This window comes from Kitasatospora sp. NPDC096128 (assembly GCF_040303105.1).
Lineage (GTDB): Bacteria > Actinomycetota > Actinomycetes > Streptomycetales > Streptomycetaceae > Kitasatospora.
The window spans coordinates 77,666-97,865 of the sequence record NZ_JBEOSP010000001.1; the positions used below are offsets into that span (position 1 = coordinate 77,666).

At 74.9% G+C, this 20,200-nt stretch carries 21 protein-coding genes; 11 read left to right on the forward strand and 10 right to left on the reverse strand.

The annotated features are described in order from the left end of the window. Positions 1-38: 38 nt before the first annotated feature. The 5 genes from ABTY61_RS00315 to ABTY61_RS00335 form a co-directional block, all read right to left on the reverse strand. A complete protein-coding gene (locus ABTY61_RS00315; protein ID WP_350502619.1) occupies positions 39-965 on the reverse strand; it encodes an SAM-dependent methyltransferase in 927 nt (308 codons plus the stop codon). Further along, the gene (locus ABTY61_RS00320; protein WP_350502620.1) at positions 962-1,618 is read right to left on the reverse strand and encodes a cysteine hydrolase family protein; all 657 of its coding nucleotides are present in this window, start codon (positions 1,616-1,618) and stop codon (positions 962-964) included. Before ABTY61_RS00320 ends, ABTY61_RS00315 begins: the two co-directional genes overlap by 4 nt. 207 nt (positions 1,619-1,825) lie before the next feature. After that, complete coding sequence (locus ABTY61_RS00325) at positions 1,826-2,581, reverse strand: FAD:protein FMN transferase (RefSeq protein ID WP_350503064.1); 756 nt, start codon at positions 2,579-2,581, stop codon at positions 1,826-1,828. Positions 2,582-2,610: 29 nt separating this feature from the next. Beyond that, entirely contained in the window at positions 2,611-3,150 is a 540-nt protein-coding gene (locus ABTY61_RS00330) for an FMN-binding protein (protein ID WP_350502621.1), read from the reverse strand. A gap of 40 nt (positions 3,151-3,190) precedes the next feature. Then, entirely contained in the window at positions 3,191-4,558 is a 1,368-nt protein-coding gene (locus ABTY61_RS00335; RefSeq protein WP_350502622.1) for a ferredoxin reductase family protein, read from the reverse strand. Between the two features lie 233 nt (positions 4,559-4,791). On the opposite strand from ABTY61_RS00335, the gene ABTY61_RS00340 reads away from it, so the two are divergent. Together ABTY61_RS00340 and ABTY61_RS00345 are read left to right on the forward strand one after the other, a co-directional pair. Further along, a complete protein-coding gene (locus ABTY61_RS00340; RefSeq protein ID WP_350502623.1) occupies positions 4,792-5,535 on the forward strand; it encodes a response regulator transcription factor in 744 nt (247 codons plus the stop codon). Positions 5,536-5,567: 32 nt separating this feature from the next. After that, positions 5,568-7,079: a sensor histidine kinase gene (locus ABTY61_RS00345; protein ID WP_502895177.1), complete on the forward strand. Its 1,512-nt coding sequence runs from the start codon at positions 5,568-5,570 to the stop codon at positions 7,077-7,079. Here the strand turns inward: ABTY61_RS00345 and ABTY61_RS00350 are convergent. Continuing rightward, on the reverse strand, positions 7,054-8,088 hold the full coding sequence (locus tag ABTY61_RS00350; RefSeq protein ID WP_350502624.1) for a GlxA family transcriptional regulator: 1,035 nt from the start codon (positions 8,086-8,088) through the stop codon (positions 7,054-7,056). The two genes, ABTY61_RS00345 and ABTY61_RS00350, sit on opposite strands and share 26 nt — an antisense overlap. Positions 8,089-8,224: 136 nt before the next feature. Between ABTY61_RS00350 and ABTY61_RS00355 the strand changes: the two genes are divergently transcribed. Then, a complete protein-coding gene (locus tag ABTY61_RS00355; RefSeq protein WP_350502625.1) occupies positions 8,225-8,821 on the forward strand; it encodes an isochorismatase family protein in 597 nt (198 codons plus the stop codon). 273 nt (positions 8,822-9,094) lie between these two features. Then, complete coding sequence (locus ABTY61_RS00360; RefSeq protein ID WP_350502626.1) at positions 9,095-10,084, forward strand: ArsR/SmtB family transcription factor; 990 nt, start codon at positions 9,095-9,097, stop codon at positions 10,082-10,084. 289 nt (positions 10,085-10,373) lie between these two features. Here the strand turns inward: ABTY61_RS00360 and ABTY61_RS00365 are convergent, their stop codons facing one another. Then, positions 10,374-11,072: an alpha/beta hydrolase gene (locus ABTY61_RS00365; RefSeq protein WP_350502627.1), complete on the reverse strand. Its 699-nt coding sequence runs from the start codon at positions 11,070-11,072 to the stop codon at positions 10,374-10,376. A 350-nt stretch (positions 11,073-11,422) separates the two neighbouring features. On the opposite strand from ABTY61_RS00365, the gene ABTY61_RS00370 reads away from it, so the two are divergent. Continuing rightward, positions 11,423-12,229, forward strand: a complete 807-nt coding sequence (locus ABTY61_RS00370) for a mechanosensitive ion channel family protein (RefSeq protein ID WP_350502628.1) — start codon at positions 11,423-11,425, stop codon at positions 12,227-12,229. Positions 12,230-12,412: 183 nt separating this feature from the next. Here ABTY61_RS00370 and ABTY61_RS00375 read toward each other — a convergent pair whose 3' ends face one another. After that, positions 12,413-12,766, reverse strand: coding sequence for a DUF6401 family natural product biosynthesis protein (locus ABTY61_RS00375; protein WP_350502629.1), 354 nt, complete (start codon positions 12,764-12,766; stop codon positions 12,413-12,415). A 142-nt stretch (positions 12,767-12,908) separates the two neighbouring features. Between ABTY61_RS00375 and ABTY61_RS00380 the strand changes: the two genes are divergently transcribed. From ABTY61_RS00380 to ABTY61_RS00400, 5 genes are all read left to right on the forward strand, one after another. Further along, positions 12,909-13,835, forward strand: a complete 927-nt coding sequence (locus ABTY61_RS00380) for an LLM class F420-dependent oxidoreductase (protein WP_350502630.1) — start codon at positions 12,909-12,911, stop codon at positions 13,833-13,835. Between the two features lie 239 nt (positions 13,836-14,074). Then, positions 14,075-14,638, forward strand: coding sequence for an AAA family ATPase (locus ABTY61_RS00385; protein ID WP_350502631.1), 564 nt, complete (start codon positions 14,075-14,077; stop codon positions 14,636-14,638). 121 nt (positions 14,639-14,759) lie between these two features. Then, on the forward strand, positions 14,760-15,767 hold the full coding sequence (locus ABTY61_RS00390) for a zinc metalloprotease (RefSeq protein ID WP_350502632.1): 1,008 nt from the start codon (positions 14,760-14,762) through the stop codon (positions 15,765-15,767). Between the two features lie 208 nt (positions 15,768-15,975). After that, a complete protein-coding gene (locus ABTY61_RS00395) occupies positions 15,976-16,428 on the forward strand; it encodes a universal stress protein (RefSeq protein ID WP_350502633.1) in 453 nt (150 codons plus the stop codon). A 129-nt stretch (positions 16,429-16,557) separates the two neighbouring features. Beyond that, positions 16,558-17,442, forward strand: a complete 885-nt coding sequence (locus ABTY61_RS00400) for a DNA-formamidopyrimidine glycosylase family protein (protein WP_350502634.1) — start codon at positions 16,558-16,560, stop codon at positions 17,440-17,442. Here the strand turns inward: ABTY61_RS00400 and ABTY61_RS00405 are convergent. Then, on the reverse strand, positions 17,390-18,025 hold the full coding sequence (locus ABTY61_RS00405) for a nucleoside/nucleotide kinase family protein (RefSeq protein WP_350502635.1): 636 nt from the start codon (positions 18,023-18,025) through the stop codon (positions 17,390-17,392). The genes ABTY61_RS00400 and ABTY61_RS00405 overlap by 53 nt on opposite strands. A 55-nt stretch (positions 18,026-18,080) precedes the next feature. Beyond that, positions 18,081-19,397 carry an outer membrane protein assembly factor BamB family protein gene (locus tag ABTY61_RS00410; RefSeq protein ID WP_350502636.1) on the reverse strand — a complete coding sequence of 439 codons (1,317 nt, stop codon included), beginning with the start codon at positions 19,395-19,397 and terminating at the stop codon, positions 18,081-18,083. Between the two features lie 150 nt (positions 19,398-19,547). On the opposite strand from ABTY61_RS00410, the gene ABTY61_RS00415 reads away from it, so the two are divergent. Further along, positions 19,548-20,117, forward strand: coding sequence for a Uma2 family endonuclease (locus ABTY61_RS00415; RefSeq protein WP_350502637.1), 570 nt, complete (start codon positions 19,548-19,550; stop codon positions 20,115-20,117). Positions 20,118-20,200: the final 83 nt, after the last annotated feature.

The following is a 20,200-nucleotide window of genomic DNA, read 5'->3' on the forward strand; positions in this document are numbered from 1 at the left end:
ATACCGAGCTTGCGTCCGGACCGGCGGGAGGCGGCTCCTCAGGGCCGGACGGCGAAGACCCAGCGGTTGGCCGCGAGGGCGTCGTCGGGTTCGGGGAGCGGGCCGCGGCCGTAGTGGCGGGTGAACTCGAAGGGGGTGTGGGCGGTGGTGGACCAGCCGCGCGCGGCGAGGTCGGCGGGGGTGTCGGGGCGGGGTTCGGCGTCGAGGAGGGCGAGCAGGTCGAGGCCGGTCCGTTCGAGGGTGGCGGTGTAGACGGGGTTGGCGCGGACGGCGGCGGACTCGGTGCCGGTCTTGGCCTCGTAGGCGAGGGTGGAGCCGGGGGCGCTGAGCCGGTCGACGGTGGCGAAGAGTTCGCGTTCGGCCGCTGCGGGCAGGTGGGGCAGCAGGCCTTCGGCGAGCCAGGCGGTCGGCCGGTCGGGCCGGAATCCGGCGCCGGTGAGGGCCTCGGCCCAGTCGGTGCGGAGGTCGGCGCCGAGGGTGACCCGGTGCGGGGCTGTCGGCCGGGCTTCGATGCCGTCCAGGACACGCTGCTTGAAGGCGAGCACCTCGGGCCGGTCGATCTCGTAGAGGGTGCAGTGGGCCGGCCAGTCCAGCCGGTAGGCGCGGGCGTCGAGTCCGGCGCCGAGCAGGACGACCTGGCGGGCGCCGAGTTGGCCGGCGCGGAGCAGCTGGTCGTCCAACGCCCGTGTGCGCAGGGCGAGGTAGCGGCCGAGCCGGCCCCACAGCGGGTCTGCCTCGCCGTCCGGGACGTCCCGGGGGTGGAGCGGCCAGTGGGCGGCGGCGGGGGCGGCGCGGACGAAGTGCTCCGCGTACCGGTCCCGGGCGAGGGCGTCGGGGCGGTGGGTCTCGACGGCGCGGGCGGCGGCGACCAGCAGGGCGGTGAGCGGCACGCCCTCGGCCGAGCCGGAGTGTTCGGTGGCGGTGACGGCGGTGACGGCGGTGTTCGTGGTGACGCCGACGCTCATGCGCGCTCCTGCTGTCGGGGGGTGGAGGTCTCAGGGAGAAGGCCGGGGGCCTCGGGGAGGCTGGTCCAGACGGCGAGTTCGTCGCGGGTGGTGACCCGGGCGCCGTACACCCGGCGCATGAAGGCCAGCACGGCTTCGTCCGGGAGGTGCAGGGCCGCGGTGCAATCGGCGAGCACCGTGACGTGGTAGCCCTTCTGGAAGGCGGTCCGCGCGGTGCTGTCCACGCACACGTCGGCGAACACGCCGGTCAGCGCGAGGTGCCGGATGCCGCCGTCCACCAGGTGCTGCTCGAAGCCCTCGGCGAGGAAGGCGTCGAAGCACGCGTACTTGGTGAACACGGGCTCGTCCGCGCGCGGGGTGACGGCGTGGAACTCGGCGCCCCAGCTGCCGTCGAGGCATTTGGGGCGTTTGCCGAGGACGGCGTCCCGGTGGCGCCAACTCGCGCCCTGGTGGGCCGGATCGCCGAGGAAGCGGACGAACACCACCTCGGTGCCGTGGGCCCGGGCGGCCTCGACGGCGCGGGCGGTGTTGGCGGCGACGGTGGCGAGCCGGGTCGGGTCGCCGGGGTAGCGGGCGGCGGCCACCGGTCCGGCGCAGAAGTCGTTCTGGAGGTCGACGACGACCAGTGCGGTGCGGCCGGGCGGGGCGTTCACGGGGCCCGGCCGGGCGGGGCGGCGGCGGGTGTCACGGCGCGGTGTCTCCTCGACTGGGGGCCGCTGGGGGCCGGTGGGGGTCGGGCGGTCCGTGCCCGATCGGTTTCCCCACTATCGGCCACCGCACGGGGGTGAGCGAGGCATGATCGCCGGGGTTCACCTGATTTAGTGAACTCGGCTCGGTAGCAGTCGAGTTGCCGCAGTGGATCAGCGTGTCGCGGCGAGCTGCCAGTCGGCGGGGCCGGCGGGCGGCAGGTGTCCGGGCAGTCCGGGGGTCCAGCGTTTGCTGCCGTCCGGCAGTACGGCGAGGGCCTCCACCCCGGGCCGGCGGGCCGCCCAGGCGAGCGCCCGGTCGGGGCCCATCGCGAAGGCGGCGGTGGCCCAGGCGTCGGTGCGGGCGATGCCGGTGCCCGGGGCGCCGACCAGGGTGAGCGAGGCCAGGCCGTCCGCCGGGCGGCCGGTGTGCGGGTCGAGGATGTGGGCGCCGCGCTCGGCGGTGCCGGAGGTGGCGATGGCGAGGTCGCTGCCGGCCAGGACGGCGGCGAGCGCGCCCGGCTGCCCGGGGTGGGCGATGCCGATCCGCCAGGGCCCGCCGGAGGTCTGGACGTCCCCGCCCCCGTTGACGCAGAACTGCCGGGCACCGGCGGCGCGCAGCAGCCGGGCCGCCTCCTCGACGGCCCAGCCCTTGACCCAGCCGCTGGGGTCGAGCCGGCCGCCGGGCCGGTCGGTGAAGTAGCCGTCGGTCTCGGCCGCGACCTCGCGGCAGGCGTCGAGCACCGTGCGGACCTCGGGATCGCAGTCGGCGAGCGCCAGTTCGCCGCGCCCGAGCCGGCTGATGTCGCTCTCCGCCCGGTACGGGGAGAACACCGCGTCGATCCGGTGCAGCCGTGCGGCGATCCCCCGCACCGCGTCGGGGGTGCCGGGCCCGGGGTCGCGGACGGTGATCGAGAACACGGTGCCCATCACGGGTTCGGCGTGCCGCAGCACCGGCCTCAGCCCTTCGCCCGGTCGAGGGCGCTCTGCAGCGAGCGGATGTAGCCGTCGCTGGTGTAGGTCGCGCCGCTGACCGCGTCGATCCGGGCGCTCTGCGCGGAGATCGCCTCCTGGTTGAGGGTGGGCAGGGCGTCGGCGTTGATCTCGCGGTCCCGGCGGTCCTCGGTGGGGTACTTGACCACGTCGACGCCGGTGATCCGGCTCCCGGCGAGGGTGACCTGCACCTGCACCGGGCCGTACCGGGTGTTCACGGTGTCCCCGCTGACTTTCCGGGCGGCTCCGCCGGCGGCCGGTGCGGGCGTGGGGGAGGCGGAGGCGGAGGCGTCGGCGGCGCCGGTGCTCCCGCTCCCGGACGAGGAGCCCGACGAGGGCCCGGAGCCCGAGGACGACCCGGAGCCCGAGGACGACCCGGCGCCCGAGGAGGTGTCCGCCCCCGAGCTGATCACGGGCGCGTTCCCGGTCGCCTGGTGCGGTTTGAGGGAGAGCAGCAGCACCACCCCGGCGGCGGTGGCGGCACTGGTGACGACGGCTCGGCGCATGACTGGACGACTCCTCCGATGAATGGACTGGTGGGCGGGCTCAGAAGACGAAGGACTCGCGGTGGATCCGCCCCGGCCGCACCCCGGCCGCCCGCAGCGCCCGTACGGCCTCCTCGGCGACGGCCTCGGGCCCGCACAGGTACACCTCGTGCTCCGCCAGCCCCGGCACCAGCCGGGCCAGCGCCGCGCCCAGGTCCCCGACCTGCTCCCGCGAGCCGAGCAGCTCGTGCACCACCGCGCCGCGCCGCCGGGCGACGTCCGCCAGCTCCGCCCGGAACAGCACGTCCTCGGTGCGCCGGGCCCGCTGCACCAGGGTGACCTCGCCCGGCAGGGTCTCGAACAGGGCGCGCAGCGGCGTGATCCCCACGCCCACCCCGAGCAGCAGCACCTTGCGCTGCCGCTGCTGCCGTCCGGTGAACGCCCCGTACGGCCCCTCGGCCCGGACCCGGGTGCCCGGGCGCAGTCCGGCGACGGCGGCGCTGTGCCCGCCGAGGTCCTTGACGGTGAACCGGAGGAAGTCCGGGCGGGCCGGCGCGGACAGCGAGTACGGGTTGGCGGCCCAGCGCAGCCCGGGGGCCTGGAACTGGAGGCGGAAGAACTGGCCGGGCTCGGCGCGGAGTTCGTCCAGCCGCCGACCGGACAGGAAGAGCGAGACCACCCCGGGGCCTTCCGGGCGCACTTCGGCCACCTTCAGCCCGTGCCGCCGGTTGAGCAGCCACGGCCGCAGCAGCCGGAACCAGCCGAGCAGTGCCGCCGTCCCGAAGTAGAGCGCGTACCAGGCGGCCCGGCCGGGACCGCCGCCGAGGTCGGCGCCGGTGGTCAGCTGGTGGGCGAAGGCGAGCGCCACCGCGAGGTAGGTGGCCAGGTGCAGGTAGTACCAGGTCTCGTAGGAGAGCCGGCGGCGGGCGGCCCGGGCGGAGACCGCTCCGGTGCCGAGCATCAGCAGGGTGCCCGCGGTGGCCTTGAGCATGTCGGGGTAGTGGAAGACGATCTCCACGCCCTCGCCGACCGGCCCGCGCCCGTCGGTGAGCGCGTAGCCCCAGATCACGGTCAGCACGTGCACCGTGACCAGGCCGACCAGCCAGCGGCCGCCGTAGGCGTGCCAGCGGGCCAGCCGGTCGGCGCCGACCCCGCGCTCCACCGGCGGCAGCCTGGCCATCAGCAGGAGCAGCACCGGGGCGGCGTACCCGGCGAGCAGTCCGGCGATCCGCCCGGCGCCGGTCAGCCAGCCGGCCGCGCCGACCACCGAGGCGGTGTTCATCCACCACAGCCCGAGCACGCCGAGCGCCCCGGCGGCGATCAGGCCGAGCGCCGCGCCCGGCGGCAACGCGAGCGACGGGTGGGCCGCCGCCCGGTGACGCGGGCCGGCGGGCGCCTGCCGGGACTTCGGTACGGTGGCAGTGCTCATCGCGGATCCTCCTTGACTCCCGGCGGTGGCACGGCCCCGCCGGGGCGGTCCACGATGGCACCGCAAGCTCTGAGTCGCCTCTGAGCGAGCCCGGCCCCGGCGCCCGCCGGAATCCTTGTCTCCGCAGGTCGGAGGCGGTGTACTGGTTCACGAACCAGTCCTGGTGATCTCACGGGTTTCTCATCGCGGCGGGCCAGAATGAGCGTTGTCCACTGCCGAACCGAGGGAGCACCATGGACGACACCGCCGACCGCCCGGACGCCGCCGGCACCGGCGACCGCCCGGACTGGCGGGTCCTGGTCGTCGACGACGAACCGGACCTGGTCGAGGTGGTCTGCGGCGCCGTCCGTTACGAGGGCTGGCAGGCCCGCGGCGCGACCACCGGCCTGGAGGCCGTCCGGGACGCGGCGCGGTGGCGGCCCCACGCCGTGGTGCTCGACGTCATGCTGCCCGACCTGGACGGGCTGGAGGTGCTGCGCCGGATCCACGCCGAGCAGCCCGAGGTGCGGGTGCTCTTCCTCACCGCCCGGGACGCCGTCGAGGAGCGGATCGCGGGGATCGCGGCGGGCGGCGACGACTACGTCACCAAGCCGTTCAGCCTGGCCGAGGTGGTGGTGCGGCTGCGCGGGCTGCTGCGCCGGGCCGCCCCGACGGACGGGCCGCACCGACCGCCCGCGCACGCCCTGGTGCTCGGCGACCTCGTCCTGGACGACCGGGCCCGCGAGGTGACCAGGGACGGCGAGACCATCGAGCTCAGCCCGACCGAGTACGCCCTGCTCGCCCACCTGATGCGCCACCCTCGGCAGGTGCTCAGCAAGGCGCAGATCCTGGACGCGGTCTGGTCGTACGACTTCGGCGGCCAGGCGCACATCGTCGAGCTGTACATCAGCTACCTGCGCAAGAAGCTGGACGCCGGGCGCAGCCCGATGATCCACACCGTCCGCGGCGCGGGCTACCTGATCAAGGCGGCGCAGTGATGCGCGCAGTGACGCGGGCAGCAACGCGGGCAGTGACGCGGGCCGTGGAGCGGGCCGCCGCGAAGGCCGCGAAGGTACTGCGGAAGCTGCTGCCCCGCACCCTGCGCGCCCGCCTGATCGCCGGCCTGCTGGTGCTGCTGGTGGTCACCTGCGCCGCCGTCGGCTTCGCCACCGCCGCCGCCCTGCGCCACTTCCTGGTCGACCGCCTCGACCAGCAGCTCGCCGAGGCCGGCGGCCGCTACGCCGCGAGCCTCGAGTACAGCGGCCCCGGCTCCGTCCCGGACACCCGGGCCCAGACCCCCGGCACCCTGGGCGTACGGCTGGTGGACGGGCGGGTCACCGCCGCCGGGGTGGTCGACGGGGACGCCGACGACGCCAACCGGCCCGACGACGCGGACGACCGGGTCACCTTCACGCCCGACCAGCAGCGCTCGCTGGCCGCCCTGCCGGTCGGCGGCTCGGCCCGCACCCTCGACCTGGGCGGCACGCTGGGCCACTACCGGGCCCGGGCGGTGGCCGGCCGGGACGGGGACGTACTGGTGTGCGGGCTGCCGCTGGGCCCGGCCGAGGACACCGTGACGCGGCTGGAGACCCTGGAGCTGACCGTCTTCGCGATCGCCGTCGCCGTGGCCGGCGCCGCCGGGGCGGTCTGGGTCGGCTGGTCGCTGCGTCCGCTGCGCCGGGTGGTGGGCATGGCCGAGCGGGTGAGCGCGCTGCCGCTCGCCAGCGGCGCGGTGATGCTGGCCGAGCGGGTGCCGGACGACGACCCGCGCACCGAGGTCGGCCGGGTCGGCGCGGCGCTCAACCGGATGCTCGGCCACGTCGGCGACGCCCTGGCCCGCCGGCACGCGGTGGAGGAGCGGCTGCGCGGCTTCGCCGCCGACGCCAGCCACGAGCTGCGCACCCCGGTGGCCGCCGTCCGCGGCCACGCCGAACTGGCACTGCGGCACCCCGGCGAGGTGCCCGGCGAGGTGCGGCACTCGCTGGAGCGGATCGACGCCGAGGCGCTGCGGATGGGCGCGATCGTCGAGGACCTGCTGCTGCTCGCCCGGCTGGACGCGGGCCGCCCGCTGGCCGGGGACGAGGTGGACCTCACCCGGATCGCGCTGAACGCCGTGGCCGACGCCCGGGCGGCCGGCCCCGACCACCGCTGGCGCCTGGTGCTGCCCGAGGAGCCGGTGCTGGTGCGCGGGGACGAGCACCGGCTGAGTCAGGTGGTGGCCAACCTGCTGGCCAACGCCCGTACCCACACCCCGGCCGGTACGGCCGTCGAGCTGAGCCTCGAACTCGCCGCGGATCAGGTCGAGTTGGGTGTCGTCGACGAGGGTCCGGGGATCCCGGCGGAGCTGCTGGAGCGGGTCTTCGAGCGGTTCGTCCGGGGCGACCGGGCCCGCTCCCGGGCCACCGGCTCGACCGGGCTGGGCCTGGCCATCGTCCGGGCCGTGGTCCAGGCTCACGGCGGCACGGTCGAGGCGGCCAGCCGGCCCGGCCGTACCGCTTTCACGGTGCGGATTCCGCTCACGGCGCGGGTGTCGGTGGCGTGACACCGGTACGGAAGCGCTGCCGGTAGTCCGTCGGCGTGGTGTCCAGCCGGCGGCGGAAGGCGCGCACCAGGGTGTCGGTGGTGCCGAACCCGCAGGCAGTGGCGACGCGTTCGAGGGTGTCGTCGCCCGACTCCAGCCGGTGGCGGGCGAGTTCGACCCGGGCCGACTCGATGTAGGCGCTCGGCGTGGTGCCCAGCTCGGTCTTGAAGATCCGGATCAACTGCCGTTCGCTGAGGTGCGCGTGGGCGGCGAGCTCCGGCACGGTGAGTCGGCCGGTGAGGTTGCGCAGGATGTGGTGGCGCAGCTCCTCGATCCGCCGGGTGGTGGAGACCGGCTCCAGCGGGACGCTGAACTGGCTCTGGCCGCCGGGTCGTTTGAGGTACATCACCAGCTGGCGGGCGACCCGCAGGGCGAGTTCCTCGCCGAAGTCCTCGGCGACCAGGGCGAGCGAGAGGTCCAGGCAGGCGCTGATGCCCGCGCCCGTCCAGACCTCGCCCGCGCGGATGAAGATCGGGTCGGCGTCGACCTCGATCTGCGGGTACTCGGCGGCGAGTTGGCCCGCGGTCGACCAGTGGGTGGTGGCCCGCTTGCCGTCCAGCAGCCCGGCGGCGGCCAGCAGGTGCGCGCCGACGCACACCGAGGCGACCCGGCGCGAACGGGTGGCCAGCCGGCGGACGTGCTCGACCACGTCCGGGTCGACCGCCGCCCGCACCCGCCCGGCGTCGTCGACCTCCACCGCCCCGGGCACCAGCAGGGTGTCGATGCCGCCCGCGGCGAGGGCCCGCTCGAAGGTCAGGTCGGGCAGGATCCGCACCCCGGCGGCGGTGGTGACCGGGTCGGTGGTGGCGGCGGCCAGCACCACCCGGTAGCCGGCCGCGTCACCGGTCTCCCGCCGGAGCAGCGAGAACACCTCGGGCGGTCCGGTGACGTCCAGCAGGTCGACGCCCTCGAACAGGACGATGACGATCAGCCACTGCGCGCTCTCCACGGGTTCTCCCTCGATCCTCATGCGGTGCCCCTGATGTCGGAATCTGCAGGTTAGACGGCATTGCCGCCATACCGCACCCGCCCGTAGCGTTCCTGGGGCAGGCCGCACCAGGCGTGACCTGCCCGGACACCCCCCCAGCGACGAAGGCGGTACAGCCATGCCCACGCCCACCACCACCCTGCGCACCCTCACCGGCCTCGACGACAAGCCCGCCCGGCTCGGTGCGGCCACCCTCGTGCTGGTCGACTACCAGAACACCTACACCCGCGGCGTGATGGAGCTGACCGGCTGGCGCGAGGCCCTCGACGCGGCCGCCGCCCTGCTCGCCCGGGCCCGGGCGGAGGGCGCCACCGTCATCCACGTCATCAACGACGGCGGCGCGGGCACCCCGTACGACATCCGCGAGGAGATCGGGCAGATCCACCCGGCCGTCGCCCCCGCCGAGGGCGAGCGGGTGGTGGTCAAGCAGGCCCCGGACGCCTTCGTCGGCACCGAGCTGGGCGAACTGGTGGACGCGGCCGGCCACCAGGACGTCGTGGTCGCCGGGTTCATGACCCACCTGTGCGTCGCCTTCACCACCGCCGGCGCCTTCCTGCGCGGCAACCGTCCCACCGTGGTCGCCGACGCCTGCGCCACCCGCCCGCTGGAGTCCGGCGCCGCGGAGCTCAGCGCAGCCCAGGTCCACCGCGGCGCGCTGGCCACCGTCGGGGACCTCTACGGCGTGGTCGTCGAGTCGGCGGCCGAGCTGGGCTGAGTTGAGCTGGGCTGAGCCGAGCCGAGTTGGGCTGAGCCGAGTTGGGCTGAGCGGCCGGTGGGCCGCCGCCGTCGGCCACCCTCCGTACCGGCGGGGCGCCCCGGTCCGTCACCCGGGGCACCCCGCCCGGGCGCGGCGACGGCTGCCGCCCCGCCGGCCCGCCGCCCCCGCCGGCCCTCCGAGCCTGCCGGTGCGGCAGGCCGCGAGGCAATGGATTCGGTCCTCGCCGAACGGTCTTGCGGACCAGCGGCCCGCAGGGTGACGATCCTGTCCGTGCTGCGAATCTTCTTCGGTACGGACGACCTGGACCGCGTCCGGGTGGCCGAGTGCCCGGACATGTCGATGGAGCTGTCCCTCAGCGTCCACGGCCTGGTCAGCGGCCGCTGCGATCCCCGCTTCCAGGTGTGGCGCAACCGGCTGCGGGCGACCTGGAACCCGCGCACCGCGCTGCTCTTCGACCTCTACACCCCCTCGGCCATCCCGGAGTTCCTCACCGTGCGCCGAGACCCCGGCGCCACCGAGAGCGCCACCGCCGAGGCGCCCGAGGAGCCGCTCCGCGAGCACCTGCGATCGGTGGGCGGGGCACGGCAGTTGAGCGCCTTCGCGCGCGGAGTGGCGGCGGGCGACCGGCGGGCCAGGAGGCTGCTCGGCAACGTCACCGCCGACTACCAGACCCGCGCGATCGACCCGTACCGGCGGCAGATCGAGACCATCGTCACCACCGAGCACGGTCGGCGCCGCCGGATCGGCGAACCGGACCTGGTCCTCGCCTCCCTGCACCCGGCGGTCTCCTGGCGCCGCCCGGTGCTCAGCTTCCCGCTGATCGGGGACTGCCGGCACGACGTGCGGCTGGACGGCCGCGGACTCCTGCTCCAGCCCTGCGTGTTCGGCCCCCGCCGCCCCGTCATCGCCCGCTACGAGGACCCGCGGCAGCAGCCCGTCCTCCTCTACCCGGCGAGGATCAACGGCCCCTTGCAGCCCGAGCCCGAACCCACTCCGAGCCGCACCCTCACCGCCCTGCTCGGCCAGACCCGTGCCGCCGCCCTGGAGGCCATCGCCATCCACGGCCCCTGCTCCACCAAGGACTTGGCCGGACTGCTCGACATCTCCACCGCCTCCGCCAGCGAACACGCCACCGTGCTCGCCGACTCCGGCCTCACCACCAAGGACCGCGACGGCCGCACCGTCACCCACCGCCCCACCCCGCTCGGCCGGGCCCTCCTGGCCGGCCGCGTCCCCACCCCGGCCGCCGAGCCCGAATAGCACGTCGGATCCAGTCGGTGGGCTGAATCGACCGCGGTCACCCGAATGCGTACTCGAAGCCACCAGCCCACCCCCACCCCTCGCCGACAGGCCCGAGGATTCCTGGCGGACGATCCGGCCCCGACGGCAAGGACGGCCCCACAGCCCCACGGTTCCGACGGGGCTGCCACGGCTGATCCGCCGCTCCCGGCCGCGTAGCCGCCTGCCCGTCGCCGACCCACGCTGCTGGCTCACCCACCCCCACGGCGGTCACATCGCCGCCCGTGCCCGAGTCCGGGCGTGGGTTGGCTCAGGTGCTGGTCGGGAGGGCGGGGGCCGTCCGGGGTTGGCGGGGGAGGGGGAGGGTGAGGGCCTCGGGGGAGGAGGGTGGGAGGGCGAGGGCGGAGGCGGTCTCGGCGGGGAGGGGCTGGAGGCCGAGGAGGGCGGTGGTGAGGCGGGTGGTGGCGCGGTGCCAGTCGGGGATGCGCTGGAGCATGGCGTGGCCGCTGCCGGCGACGGTGTAGCCGCAGACGCGGGCGCCGGCCGCGCGGCTGCGGGCGGCGAAGGCGTGGGTGTCGGCGGGGGCGGTCACGGTGTCGCGGTCGCCGTGCAGCAGCAGGACGTCGCGGCCGGCGAGCTGTTCGCAGGGGTCGGAGGCGGGGCACCAGGGGGCGAGGGCGACCAGGCCCGTGACGGTCGGGTGCCCGGCGGCCCGCAGGGCGGCGCGGCCGCCCATGGAGTGGCCGACCAGGACGGTGGGCACCTGGCCGAGGGCCTTGCTGAGTTCGTCGAGCGCGGCGAGCGCGTCCTGGGCGGCGTCGGCGCGGTCCCCGTTCCAGCCGCGGTGGCGGTACCGCACCGTGGCGATGGCGACCCCCTGGCCCGCCGTCTCCCGGGTCAGCCCGCGCAGGAAGCCGTGCATCCGCAGGAGCGGGAGGTTGAGCCGGCGGGGCCGGGCGAGGTTGTGCTCCTCGCCGCCGTGCAGGACCACGACGGCGGACCTGGCCACCGGGGGGCGCACCCGCCAGTGCAGCGCCCGGTGCGACGCCGCACCGGTCCCCGCAGCCGCACCGGTCCCCGGGCCCGGGGCCGAGCCCGGATCCGTACCGCTTCCGCTCACCTTCGCACCGTCCAGCACCGTCGAGCTCCGTCCCGCCCCGTCACCGTGGATCCGCAATCCGTGGCCCCCGCCCCGTCGGCCCGGACCGCCACTGTACGCGTGCGGACGGCGGGAGCGTTCACCCGACGGAACCATCCGGACATTCGGGCGCGCGCGGGCTCGGCGGGGTGCTGCTATCCACGAAGGGTGGGGGGCCGCGTGCGCCGCTTGTGGCGCCGTGTCACCCAGTGGAGGACTCCGTGGCTCAGCAGCTCGCACTCTCCGTCGACTTCGGGTCGGGTTTCACCCAGGCCTGGGGCAAGATCGCCAAGGTCATCCCGCAGTTCATCGCCTTCCTGGTGATCCTGGCCATCGGCTGGGTCGTGGCCAAGGCGATCGCCCGGATCCTGGACCGCGTGCTGCGCCGCGTCGGCTCGGAGAAGGTCGCCGAGCGGGCCGGGATGGCCCGGTACCTGAGCGGTTCCAAGTACGACATGACCGGCATCATCTGCAAGATCGTCTACTACGCGATCCTGCTGATGGCGTTGCAGCTGGCGTTCGGCGTCTTCGGCCCGAACCCGATCAGCGTGATGATCCACAGCATCGTCGCCTGGCTGCCCAGGGGTATCGTCGCGGTCGCGATCGTGGTGGTGGCGATGGCCATCGCCAACGGCGTGCGCGACATCGTCGGCAACGCGCTCTCCGGGGCCTCGTACGGGCGCACCGTCTCCACCGTGGCATGGGGGTTCATCGTGGCGCTCGGGGTGATCGCGGCGCTCGGCCAGGCCGGGATCGCGACCGCGATCACCGGGCCGGTGCTGATCGCGGCGCTCGCCATCGTCACCGGAGTGGTGGTGGTCGGCGTCGGCGGCGGCCTGATCATGCCGATGCGGCAGCGCTGGGAGCGGTGGCTGGACAGCGCCGAACAGGAGAGCGCCCGGCTGCGCGGCACCGCCTACCAGGCCGGCCGCTCCGACGCGCTGACCAACCAGCCGGTCCGCCCGACCACCCAGACCGGCCCGGGCAACCCGCCGGCGCCGGGCATCGAGCCTGGTCAGGATCGGTAGATCGGTCTTCTGAGAACGATATGCAGACCGGTCTACCGGGATAGCGTCCCTGTAGACCGGTCTACCGAAAAAGAGTCTGTAGACCGGTCTACAGAAAAAATCTGGCGATGTAGACCGGGCTACATATTCGCGGCGAGGCACCAGACAGCAGGCACAGAGCCAGGCTCAGAGCCAGGCACAGGCTCAGGCCTCCAGCAGCCCCTGGTCGCGCACCAGCCAGCAGATCGCAGTCAGCCGGGTGACGGCGTAGTCGTAGCCCACCGGCTCCCGCCAGCCGATCTCGGTGAGCGCGTCCAGGAAGCCCAGCGCGTAGTCCGACACTTCCTCACGGTCCAGGGGCAGGGGCGCGAGCTCCGGCCCCTGGGCGTACAGCAGCTCCCGCAGCATCGCCGCGTGCTGGTCGACGGCCGCGACGAAACCGGGCTCGAAGGCGAACTCGGCCAGCCGGGGCGTGAAGGCGGCCACGATGCCGGGCAGCGGGCAGCCGCCGGGCTCGTCGGGGGAGCGCCGGAAAGACTCGTCGGGGGTCGCGAACATCCGTCCACGGTAGGCGAGTCGTCGGGGAGGCGAGCCGGGACGTGATGGTTCCGTGCTGAGACCTTGGCCACCTTCGGAACGTTCCGTGGCATGGCCGGTTCCCTGCGTTCCCGAACGGGCGGTCCGTACCAGAATGGTCCGCATGGATCTCCGCATCTTCACCGAGCCCCAGCAGGGCGCGAGCTACGACACCCTCCTGAAGGTCGCCCGCACCGCAGAGGAGCTCGGCGCCTTCAGCGCCTTCTTCCGCTCCGACCACTACCTCAAGATGGGCGACGTGGACGGCCTGCCCGGTCCCACCGACGCCTGGATCACCCTGGCCGGCCTCGCCCGCGACACCAGCACCATCCGCCTCGGCACCCTGATGACCGCCGCGACCTTCCGACTGCCCGGCGTCACCGCGATCCAGGTCGCCCAGGTCGACGCGATGAGCGGCGGCCGGGTCGAGTTCGGCCTCGGCGCCGGTTGGTACGAGGCCGAGCACACCGCGTACGGCATCCCGTTCCCGAAGGAGAAGTTCGGGCGGCTGGAGGAGCAGCTGGAGATCATCACCGGGCTGTGGCGGACCAAGCTCGGCGACACCTTCGACTTCGCCGGGGAGTACTACACCCTCACCGACTCGCCCGCGCTGCCCAAGCCCGCCCAGGAGCGGATCCCGGTGCTGGTCGGAGGCTCGGGCCCGAAGCGCACCCCGGCGCTGACCGCACGCTTCGCCGACGAGTTCAACATGCCGTTCGCCTCGGTGGAGGACACGGCCGCGCAGTTCGGCCGGGTCCGGGCCGCCGTCGAGCAGGCCGGCCGCTCGGCCGACGAGCTGGTGTACTCCAACGCCCTGGTGCTCTGCGTCGGCCGGGACGACGCCGAGGTGGCCCGCCGGGCCGCCGTGATCGGTCGCGAGGTGGCGGAGCTGAAGGAGAACGGCCTGGCCGGCACTCCGGACGAAGTGGTGGAGAAGCTCGGCCGGTACGCGGCGGTCGGCAGCGAGCGGGTCTACCTCCAGGTGCTCGACCTGGCTGACCTCGACCACCTGGAGCTGGTCGCCGCTCGGGTCGCCCCGCAGCTGGGCTAGCCTCCTGCCGGAGCCTCCGCACCCGCTCTGACCACCGGTCTTTACTCGTTCTTGGTCATACGCCATGCTCGTGGCAGGGAACGCGAGCGGAAGCGGCGGGCGGAGGGCCGGTGACGGGGACACGAATACCGCGGGCGGCGGCGCCACGGGTGCCGCCGCCCCGCGCTGCCGGGGGCGGCCCAGCCGGCAACCGACCGCCCGAGGGTCGTCCGAACGCGGCCCGAACCGTCCGCGCCGGTGTGCACGAGCTGCGCGGCCCCGGCCCGGCCGCGCTGCGCTATCCCGTCGGCGACCTGCTGGTCGTCACCGGACTGCCCGGCAGCGGCAAGAGCACCCTGATGCGCCGCAGTGTCCGCGCCCCGCTGGTCGACTCCCAGCTGGTCCGCGAGGAGTACGCGGCCCGGCTGCCCGGCCGCCTCCCGTACGCGCTGTACCGTCCGCTGGCCCGGCTCGCGCACTACCGGCGGCTGCGCCGGGCCGTGCTGGACGGCGGGCCGCTGGCAGTCCACGACTGCGGCACGCTGCCCTTGGTCCGGTTCTGGCTGGTCCGCGCGGCCGCCGGGCAGGGCCGCCGGGTGCACCTGCTGCTGCTCGACGTGGACCCGGAGGAGGCCCGGGCGGGGCAGCGGCGGCGTGGGCGGTGGGTCTCGCGCTACGCCTTCGCCCGGCACCGGGGCGCGGCGGCCCGGCTGCGCGGGCTGCTGCTCGGGGCGGGACGGCCGCCGGCCGGCTGTGCGTCGGCCGTGGTACTCGACCGGGGTGCCGCGCGCGCCCTGCGGGAGATCGACTTCTCGGCGTCGTAGTCTCGGGCGGGTCCGCGCCGGGCGCCGGTCGCCGGTGGGCGGGCCCGAGGAGCGGTCGAGTCCCGGTCACCTCCGTCAGCTGCCCGTCACCTCCCCCCTCACCTCTCCGTCAGGAGCGCTGATGCGCCGTACTGCCCGGGTGCGCTCGCGTGCCCCCCGCCTGTTCCCCTGCGCCGCCGCGCTGGTCGCCGCGGCCGGGCTGAGCCAGTTCGCCGCGCCCGCCCCGCACCGCGCGGTGGCGGCCGTCTGCGACGGCACCGCAGTCGCCGGTGCCGGTGAGGCCGACGGTGCCGACGGGGCGGTCGGTGCCGATCCTGCCGCCCGGAAGCCGGCCGGCAGCCAGGCGGGCCGGGACCCGAACGCCGTGAGCGCCGACCGGGCCCGGGCGATGCAGGCGGACTTGGACCACCGGCTCACCGAGCTCGGCCCCGCCCACATCCAGCTGGCCGCCGCGCCGACCACCGTCCCGGTGTACGTCCACGTGATCCACTCCGGGGAGGCCGGCCGGCTGGACGGGAGCGTCGTGGCCGCCCAGGTCGACCACCTCAACGCGACCTACGGCGGCCAGGGCGAGGGCAACACCCCCACCCAGTTCCACTTCGAACTGGCGGGCACCGACTGGACCGACAACTCCGGCTGGTACTCCGGCATGACCCCCGGCTCCGCCGCCGAGCGGTCGATGAAGACCGCCCTGCGCAAGGGCGACCAGGGCACCCTCAACCTCTACACCGCCCACCTCGGCCAGTCCTTGCTCGGCTGGTCGACCTTCCCCGACGTCTACCGCTCGAACCCGGCCGACGACGGCGTGGTGATCCTGGACGACTCGCTGCCCGGCGGCCCCGCCACCCACTACAACGAGGGCAACACCGCCACCCATGAGATCGGCCACTGGCTCGGCCTGTTCCACACCTTCCAGGGCGGCTGCCTGCCCCCGGGCGACTACGTGGACGACACGCCGCCCGAGCGCAGCGCCGCCTTCGGCTGCCCCGAGGGCCGGCACACCTGCCCGGGTGGCGGGCTCGACCCGATCCACAACTTCATGGACTACAGCTACGACTCCTGCATGACCCAGTTCACCCCGGGCCAGGTCCAGCGGATGTCCAACTCGTGGGCTGCCTACCGCAGTTGAGTCAAAAGTCGAGGTCGAGGCAGGGCAGCGTCCGGCCGTCGGCGGCGCGGAACCCGTACGCGCGGTGGTCCTCGGCCAGGGTCCTGGGCCAGGCACCCGAATTGCCTGCGCAGTGCCGTGCACGGTGTGGCACATGCCGAGCGAGTGCCCGATTTGATCTATGTTCGGATGATCACTGCCGATTTGGAGAGACCGAAGGAGCAACCGCATGAGTGGCAACCACCGGATCGTCGTCGGCGTCGACGGCTCGCCCGCTTCCGAGCAGGCGCTGCGCTGGGCGGTCGACTACGCCAAGGCCGTCGGCGGGACGATCAGCGCGATCACCGCCTGGGAGTACCCCGCCTTCTACGGTTGGGGCGGGACGGCCGTCCCCACCGGGGAGTCCCTCAACCCCGAGGAGCTGGCCGGCCAGACGCTCGCCGCGAGCGTGACCAAGGTGGTCGGGGAGGACCCGGGCGTGCCGATCAGCGAGAGCGTGATGCCCGGCAACGCGGCCGGCGCCCTGCTCCAGGCCGCCAAGGGTGCCGCTCTGCTGGTCGTCGGCAGCCGCGGCCTCGGCGGCTTCTCCGGGGTGCTGCTCGGCTCGGTCAGCCGTCACCTCACGGAGCACGCGCCCTGCCCGGTGGTCGTGGTGCGCGAGGGCCAGGCCGACGCGGAGTAGGAGCAGCAGGAGCAGCAGCACGAGTCCGAGTCCGAGTCCGAGTAGGAGAGACGAGTAGGAGAGACGGGCAGGAGCAGGCGGCCAGGGGCCGGTGCCGCGCCGGGCCGCCGCGCGGACCAGAATGGGGTCATGCCAGAAGGTGACTCCATCTACCGCGTGGCGGCCCAGCTGCACGAGGCCCTCGCCGGGCAGCGGCTGACCAGTGCCGAGCTGCGGGTGCCCGCGCACGCCACCGCCGCGCTGGCCGGACGCCGGGTCCTGGAGGTCCGCCCGCGCGGCAAGCACCTGCTCACCCGCCTCGAAGGCGGACTCACCCTGCACACCCATCTGCGGATGGACGGCCGCTGGGCGGTCTACCGCCCCGGCGAGCGCTGGACCGGCGGCCCCGCCTTCCAGATCCGCGCCGTCCTCGGCACCGAGCGGGGCACCGCCGTCGGCTACCGGCTGCCGGTCGTCGAACTGCTGCGCACCACCGACGAAGGGCGGGCCGTCGGCCACCTCGGCCCCGACCTGCTCGGCCCCGACTGGGACCCGGCCGAAGCCGTCCGCCGACTCCTCGCCCGCCCTACCCGGCCGCTCGTCGAGGCGCTGCTCGACCAGCGCAACCTGGCCGGGATCGGCAACGTCTACGCCAACGAGCTGTGCTTCGTCGCCGGGGTGACCCCGTGGACGGAGGTCGGCCGAGTCCCGCACCCCGACCGGCTGGTGGAGCGCGCACAGCGGATGCTGGACGCCAACAAGCTGCGCCCGGGCCACATCACCACCGGCGACACCCGGCCCGGCTACCGGCACTGGGTCTACGGCCGGGCCGGCCGCCCCTGTCCGCGCTGCGTCACCCCGGTGCTGGCCGGGCGCCAGGGCGACGCCCCGCGGGACCGCGCGGTGTTCTGGTGCCCGTACTGCCAGCGCGGCCCGGCCCCGGCCGTGCCGAACCCTGACGCCGCCACGGGTGCCGGCTCCGCTACGTACGCTCGACCAGGGCGGGGTGCCGCGGGTCGTCCACCCGGACGGTGAGGTCGGCGGCCTCGGCCGGACCGGTCTCCGCCTCGTAGCGGGCGAAGGCGGGCAGCGTCCACTGCTGGTCCGCGGGGGTGCGGCGGGCCAGCGCGGCCGGGGTGAGCGCCAGGTGGACGCTCAGTTCGAGCGGCAGCCAGCGGCCGAGCAGCAGCGCGCCGTCCAGCAGCAGCACGCCGCCGGGCGGGAGCCGGACGTACCGCGCGCGGGTCGACCGGTCGGTGGCCGGGTCGCGCAGCGAGGGCAGCACCCGGCCGCTGCCGCCCGGTTCCAGCGGGTCCAGCACCTCGCGCAGCAGGGCGCCGTCGTCCAGCCAGAGGTCGTGGAAGGCGTCCGCGTCGCGGTGGCCGTACTCCAGCCGGATCGAGGCCGGGCGCAGGAAGTCCGTCGCCGACACCCGCAGCGCGGGGCGGCCGCGCAGCCGCAGCGGCTCGACCAGGGCGTCGGCGAGCAGCTCGGGCCGGGCGGGCCCGGCGCCGTCCACGGCGACCCGCAGCCACCGCTCGCCGGCGCCGGGCAGTTCGGTGATCCGGTCGGCGAGCAGCTCGGCCAGCTTGTCGGGGGAGATCGGGCGTACCTGCATCCGGCCATCCTGCCGCTCGGGGGGCTCCCGGCCCAGCGGTTTCAGTCCAGCGGTTTCAGCTCAGCGGGAGGGCGTGCAGGACGTCGTCGTGGCCGGCGTAGAGGCGGCTCCCGTCGGTGGAGACGCTCCAGACGTCCTTGCCGGGGCCGGAGTCGTGGAAGGTCCACCCGAGCCGGCCGGTCGCGGCGTAGACCGCGCTGACCCCGCCCGCCGACGGCCCCGGGACGTACAGCGTGCCGTTGTCGACCAGCGGACGGCTGCGGCGGTCCAGCAGGAACGGCAGTTTGCAGGACCAGAGGACCGTGCCGGTCGACGTCTCGAGGCAGGTGACGACACCGTTGTTGCGCGGGACGAACACCCGGACGGCGTCCGGGACGGGCGGCAGGGCCTGCCAGGACTCCCCCCGGGCGGGGGCGTGGGTCCACAGCGTCTCGCCGCCGGGGCCCATCCTGCGCACGCCGCCGGTGCCGTCCGGGACGAGGAAGGTGGTCCCCACCGGGGTGCACCAGCTCAGGTCCTGAGCGCCGGGGGTGGTCCACTGCTCACGGCCGGTGGCGGCGTCCCGGACCACCAGTTCGGCGCGGCTGCCGTTGGAACGGGTGCAGACCAGCAGGCGGGTGCCGGTCCCGGCGACGGCGACCGGGTGCTCCTGCTGGTCGCCGCCGGCGGACCAGAGGACGGAGCGGTCCGAGACCCGCACGGCGAAGACCCGGGTGCGCAGGACGATGCCGTCCGCGTCGGACCGGCTCCAGGCGTAGCCGTAGAGGACGTCGCCGTCCGCGCAGACCAGGTGGACCTCGCCCTGGAGATCGTCGGGCATCGGCAGGCTCCAGTCGCCGGCCGGGTCGGTCAGGTGGTGGGCGTCCAGGTGCCCCTTCGACTCGGCGCTGAAGAGGTACTCGGGCCCGACCACGACCTTCCCGCCGGGCGCCTCGTTGTCGCTCGGCCAGTTCGCGGGTCGCGGCGGGTCGAACACCACGAGCCGCCGGGCGGCGCCGCCGGCCGGGTCGAGCACCTGCAGCCCGGCCCTGGAGAGGAACACCGGGCGCGGCGGCGGGTCGATCAGCCGCTCGGGGGTCATCGCCTGTGCCCCCCGGTACGTCCACAGCGGCGTCGGCCCGGACAGCGCCGTCGGCTGCGGTTTGCTCGGCGACGGCGAGGGCGTCGGCCCGTCGGCGCCCGCGCGGCCCAGCGCCCACACCGCCCCGCCGGCCGCCAGCACCCCGGCCCCGATCAGCAGCCCGCGCCGGCTCAGCCGGGGCCCGCCCCCGCCCCCGCCGTCGAGCACGTCCCCGGGCGCTTCGGCCGCGCTGTCGGCGTCACCGTCCCACTGCCACGAGGCCTCCTGCACCGGCCCCTCGGACGACTTCATCCAGCCCTCGCTCCCACCCCCGGCGGCCTCGGCGCCACCACCCGCGGGCGAGGATATCGAACGGTCCCCGAACCATCCCAAGCCGTCGTCGTCCTGCACTGGGCTGTGGCGCACAGCACAGACCCGTCAGCGGCCCGGGGGAGGTACACCGTGACGGCCGAGATGATCGCACCCGAGTGGATGCACCGGCAGATCACCAGGGAGGAGTACGAGTCCTGGACCGAGGAGCAGTGCGCGGGGATCGAGATCGTCGACGGGATGGTCGTTGTGAGCCCGGGCGCATCAAGGCGCCACCATCGGATCGGGCGCCTCCTGGCGAACGCCCTCGACAGCGCGGGCGGTGAGGAGTGGATCGCGGACACCGACTTCGACGTGCGCCTTCAGGACGTGCCGCTCAACAACCGTCGGCCCGACGTGGTGGTCTACCGCGCCGACACCTTCGACGAGCCGCTGACCGGACCGGAGCACGTGCTGCTGCTGGTCGAGGTCGTCTCGCCGGGCTCGGAGACCACCGACCGGGTGGTCAAGCTCGACCAGTACGCGAAGGCCGGAATCCCCTTCTACTGGCGGGTCGAGCAGGCGGCGGGCCGGGTGCCGATCGTGCACACGTACCTGTTGGACGCGGCGAGCGGGACGTACCGGGCCGGTGAGCTGTTCACCGGGCCGGTGAAGGCCGTGGTGCCGTACCCGGTGGAGGTCGACCTCACCACCCTGCCGTAGCCGTCACCCTCCCGGCGGAGCGGGGCGAGGGATCGTGCGGGGCGTTCGGGGTCGGGCGGGTGAGGCCGGTGGGCCGGGTGGGG

Bases quoted from the DNA above. Each gene is read 5' to 3' on its own strand.
- ABTY61_RS00405 (WP_350502635.1), bottom strand. From the start codon at position 18,025: ATGCAGGTACGCCCGATCTCCCCCGACAAGCTGGCCGAGCTGCTCGCC.
- ABTY61_RS00315 (WP_350502619.1), bottom strand. From the start codon at position 965: ATGAGCGTCGGCGTCACCACGAACACCGCCGTCACCGCCGTCACCGCC.
- ABTY61_RS00395 (WP_350502633.1), top strand. From the start codon at position 15,976: ATGAGTGGCAACCACCGGATCGTCGTCGGCGTCGACGGCTCGCCCGCT.
- ABTY61_RS00335 (WP_350502622.1), bottom strand. From the start codon at position 4,558: ATGAGCACTGCCACCGTACCGAAGTCCCGGCAGGCGCCCGCCGGCCCG.
- ABTY61_RS00375 (WP_350502629.1), bottom strand. From the start codon at position 12,766: ATGTTCGCGACCCCCGACGAGTCTTTCCGGCGCTCCCCCGACGAGCCC.
- ABTY61_RS00340 (WP_350502623.1), top strand. From the start codon at position 4,792: ATGGACGACACCGCCGACCGCCCGGACGCCGCCGGCACCGGCGACCGC.
- ABTY61_RS00350 (WP_350502624.1), bottom strand. From the start codon at position 8,088: ATGAGGATCGAGGGAGAACCCGTGGAGAGCGCGCAGTGGCTGATCGTC.
- ABTY61_RS00390 (WP_350502632.1), top strand. From the start codon at position 14,760: ATGCGCCGTACTGCCCGGGTGCGCTCGCGTGCCCCCCGCCTGTTCCCC.
- ABTY61_RS00325 (WP_350503064.1), bottom strand. From the start codon at position 2,581: ATGGGCACCGTGTTCTCGATCACCGTCCGCGACCCCGGGCCCGGCACC.
- ABTY61_RS00410 (WP_350502636.1), bottom strand. From the start codon at position 19,397: ATGAAGTCGTCCGAGGGGCCGGTGCAGGAGGCCTCGTGGCAGTGGGAC.
- ABTY61_RS00330 (WP_350502621.1), bottom strand. From the start codon at position 3,150: ATGCGCCGAGCCGTCGTCACCAGTGCCGCCACCGCCGCCGGGGTGGTG.
- ABTY61_RS00400 (WP_350502634.1), top strand. From the start codon at position 16,558: ATGCCAGAAGGTGACTCCATCTACCGCGTGGCGGCCCAGCTGCACGAG.
- ABTY61_RS00380 (WP_350502630.1), top strand. From the start codon at position 12,909: ATGGATCTCCGCATCTTCACCGAGCCCCAGCAGGGCGCGAGCTACGAC.
- ABTY61_RS00355 (WP_350502625.1), top strand. From the start codon at position 8,225: ATGCCCACGCCCACCACCACCCTGCGCACCCTCACCGGCCTCGACGAC.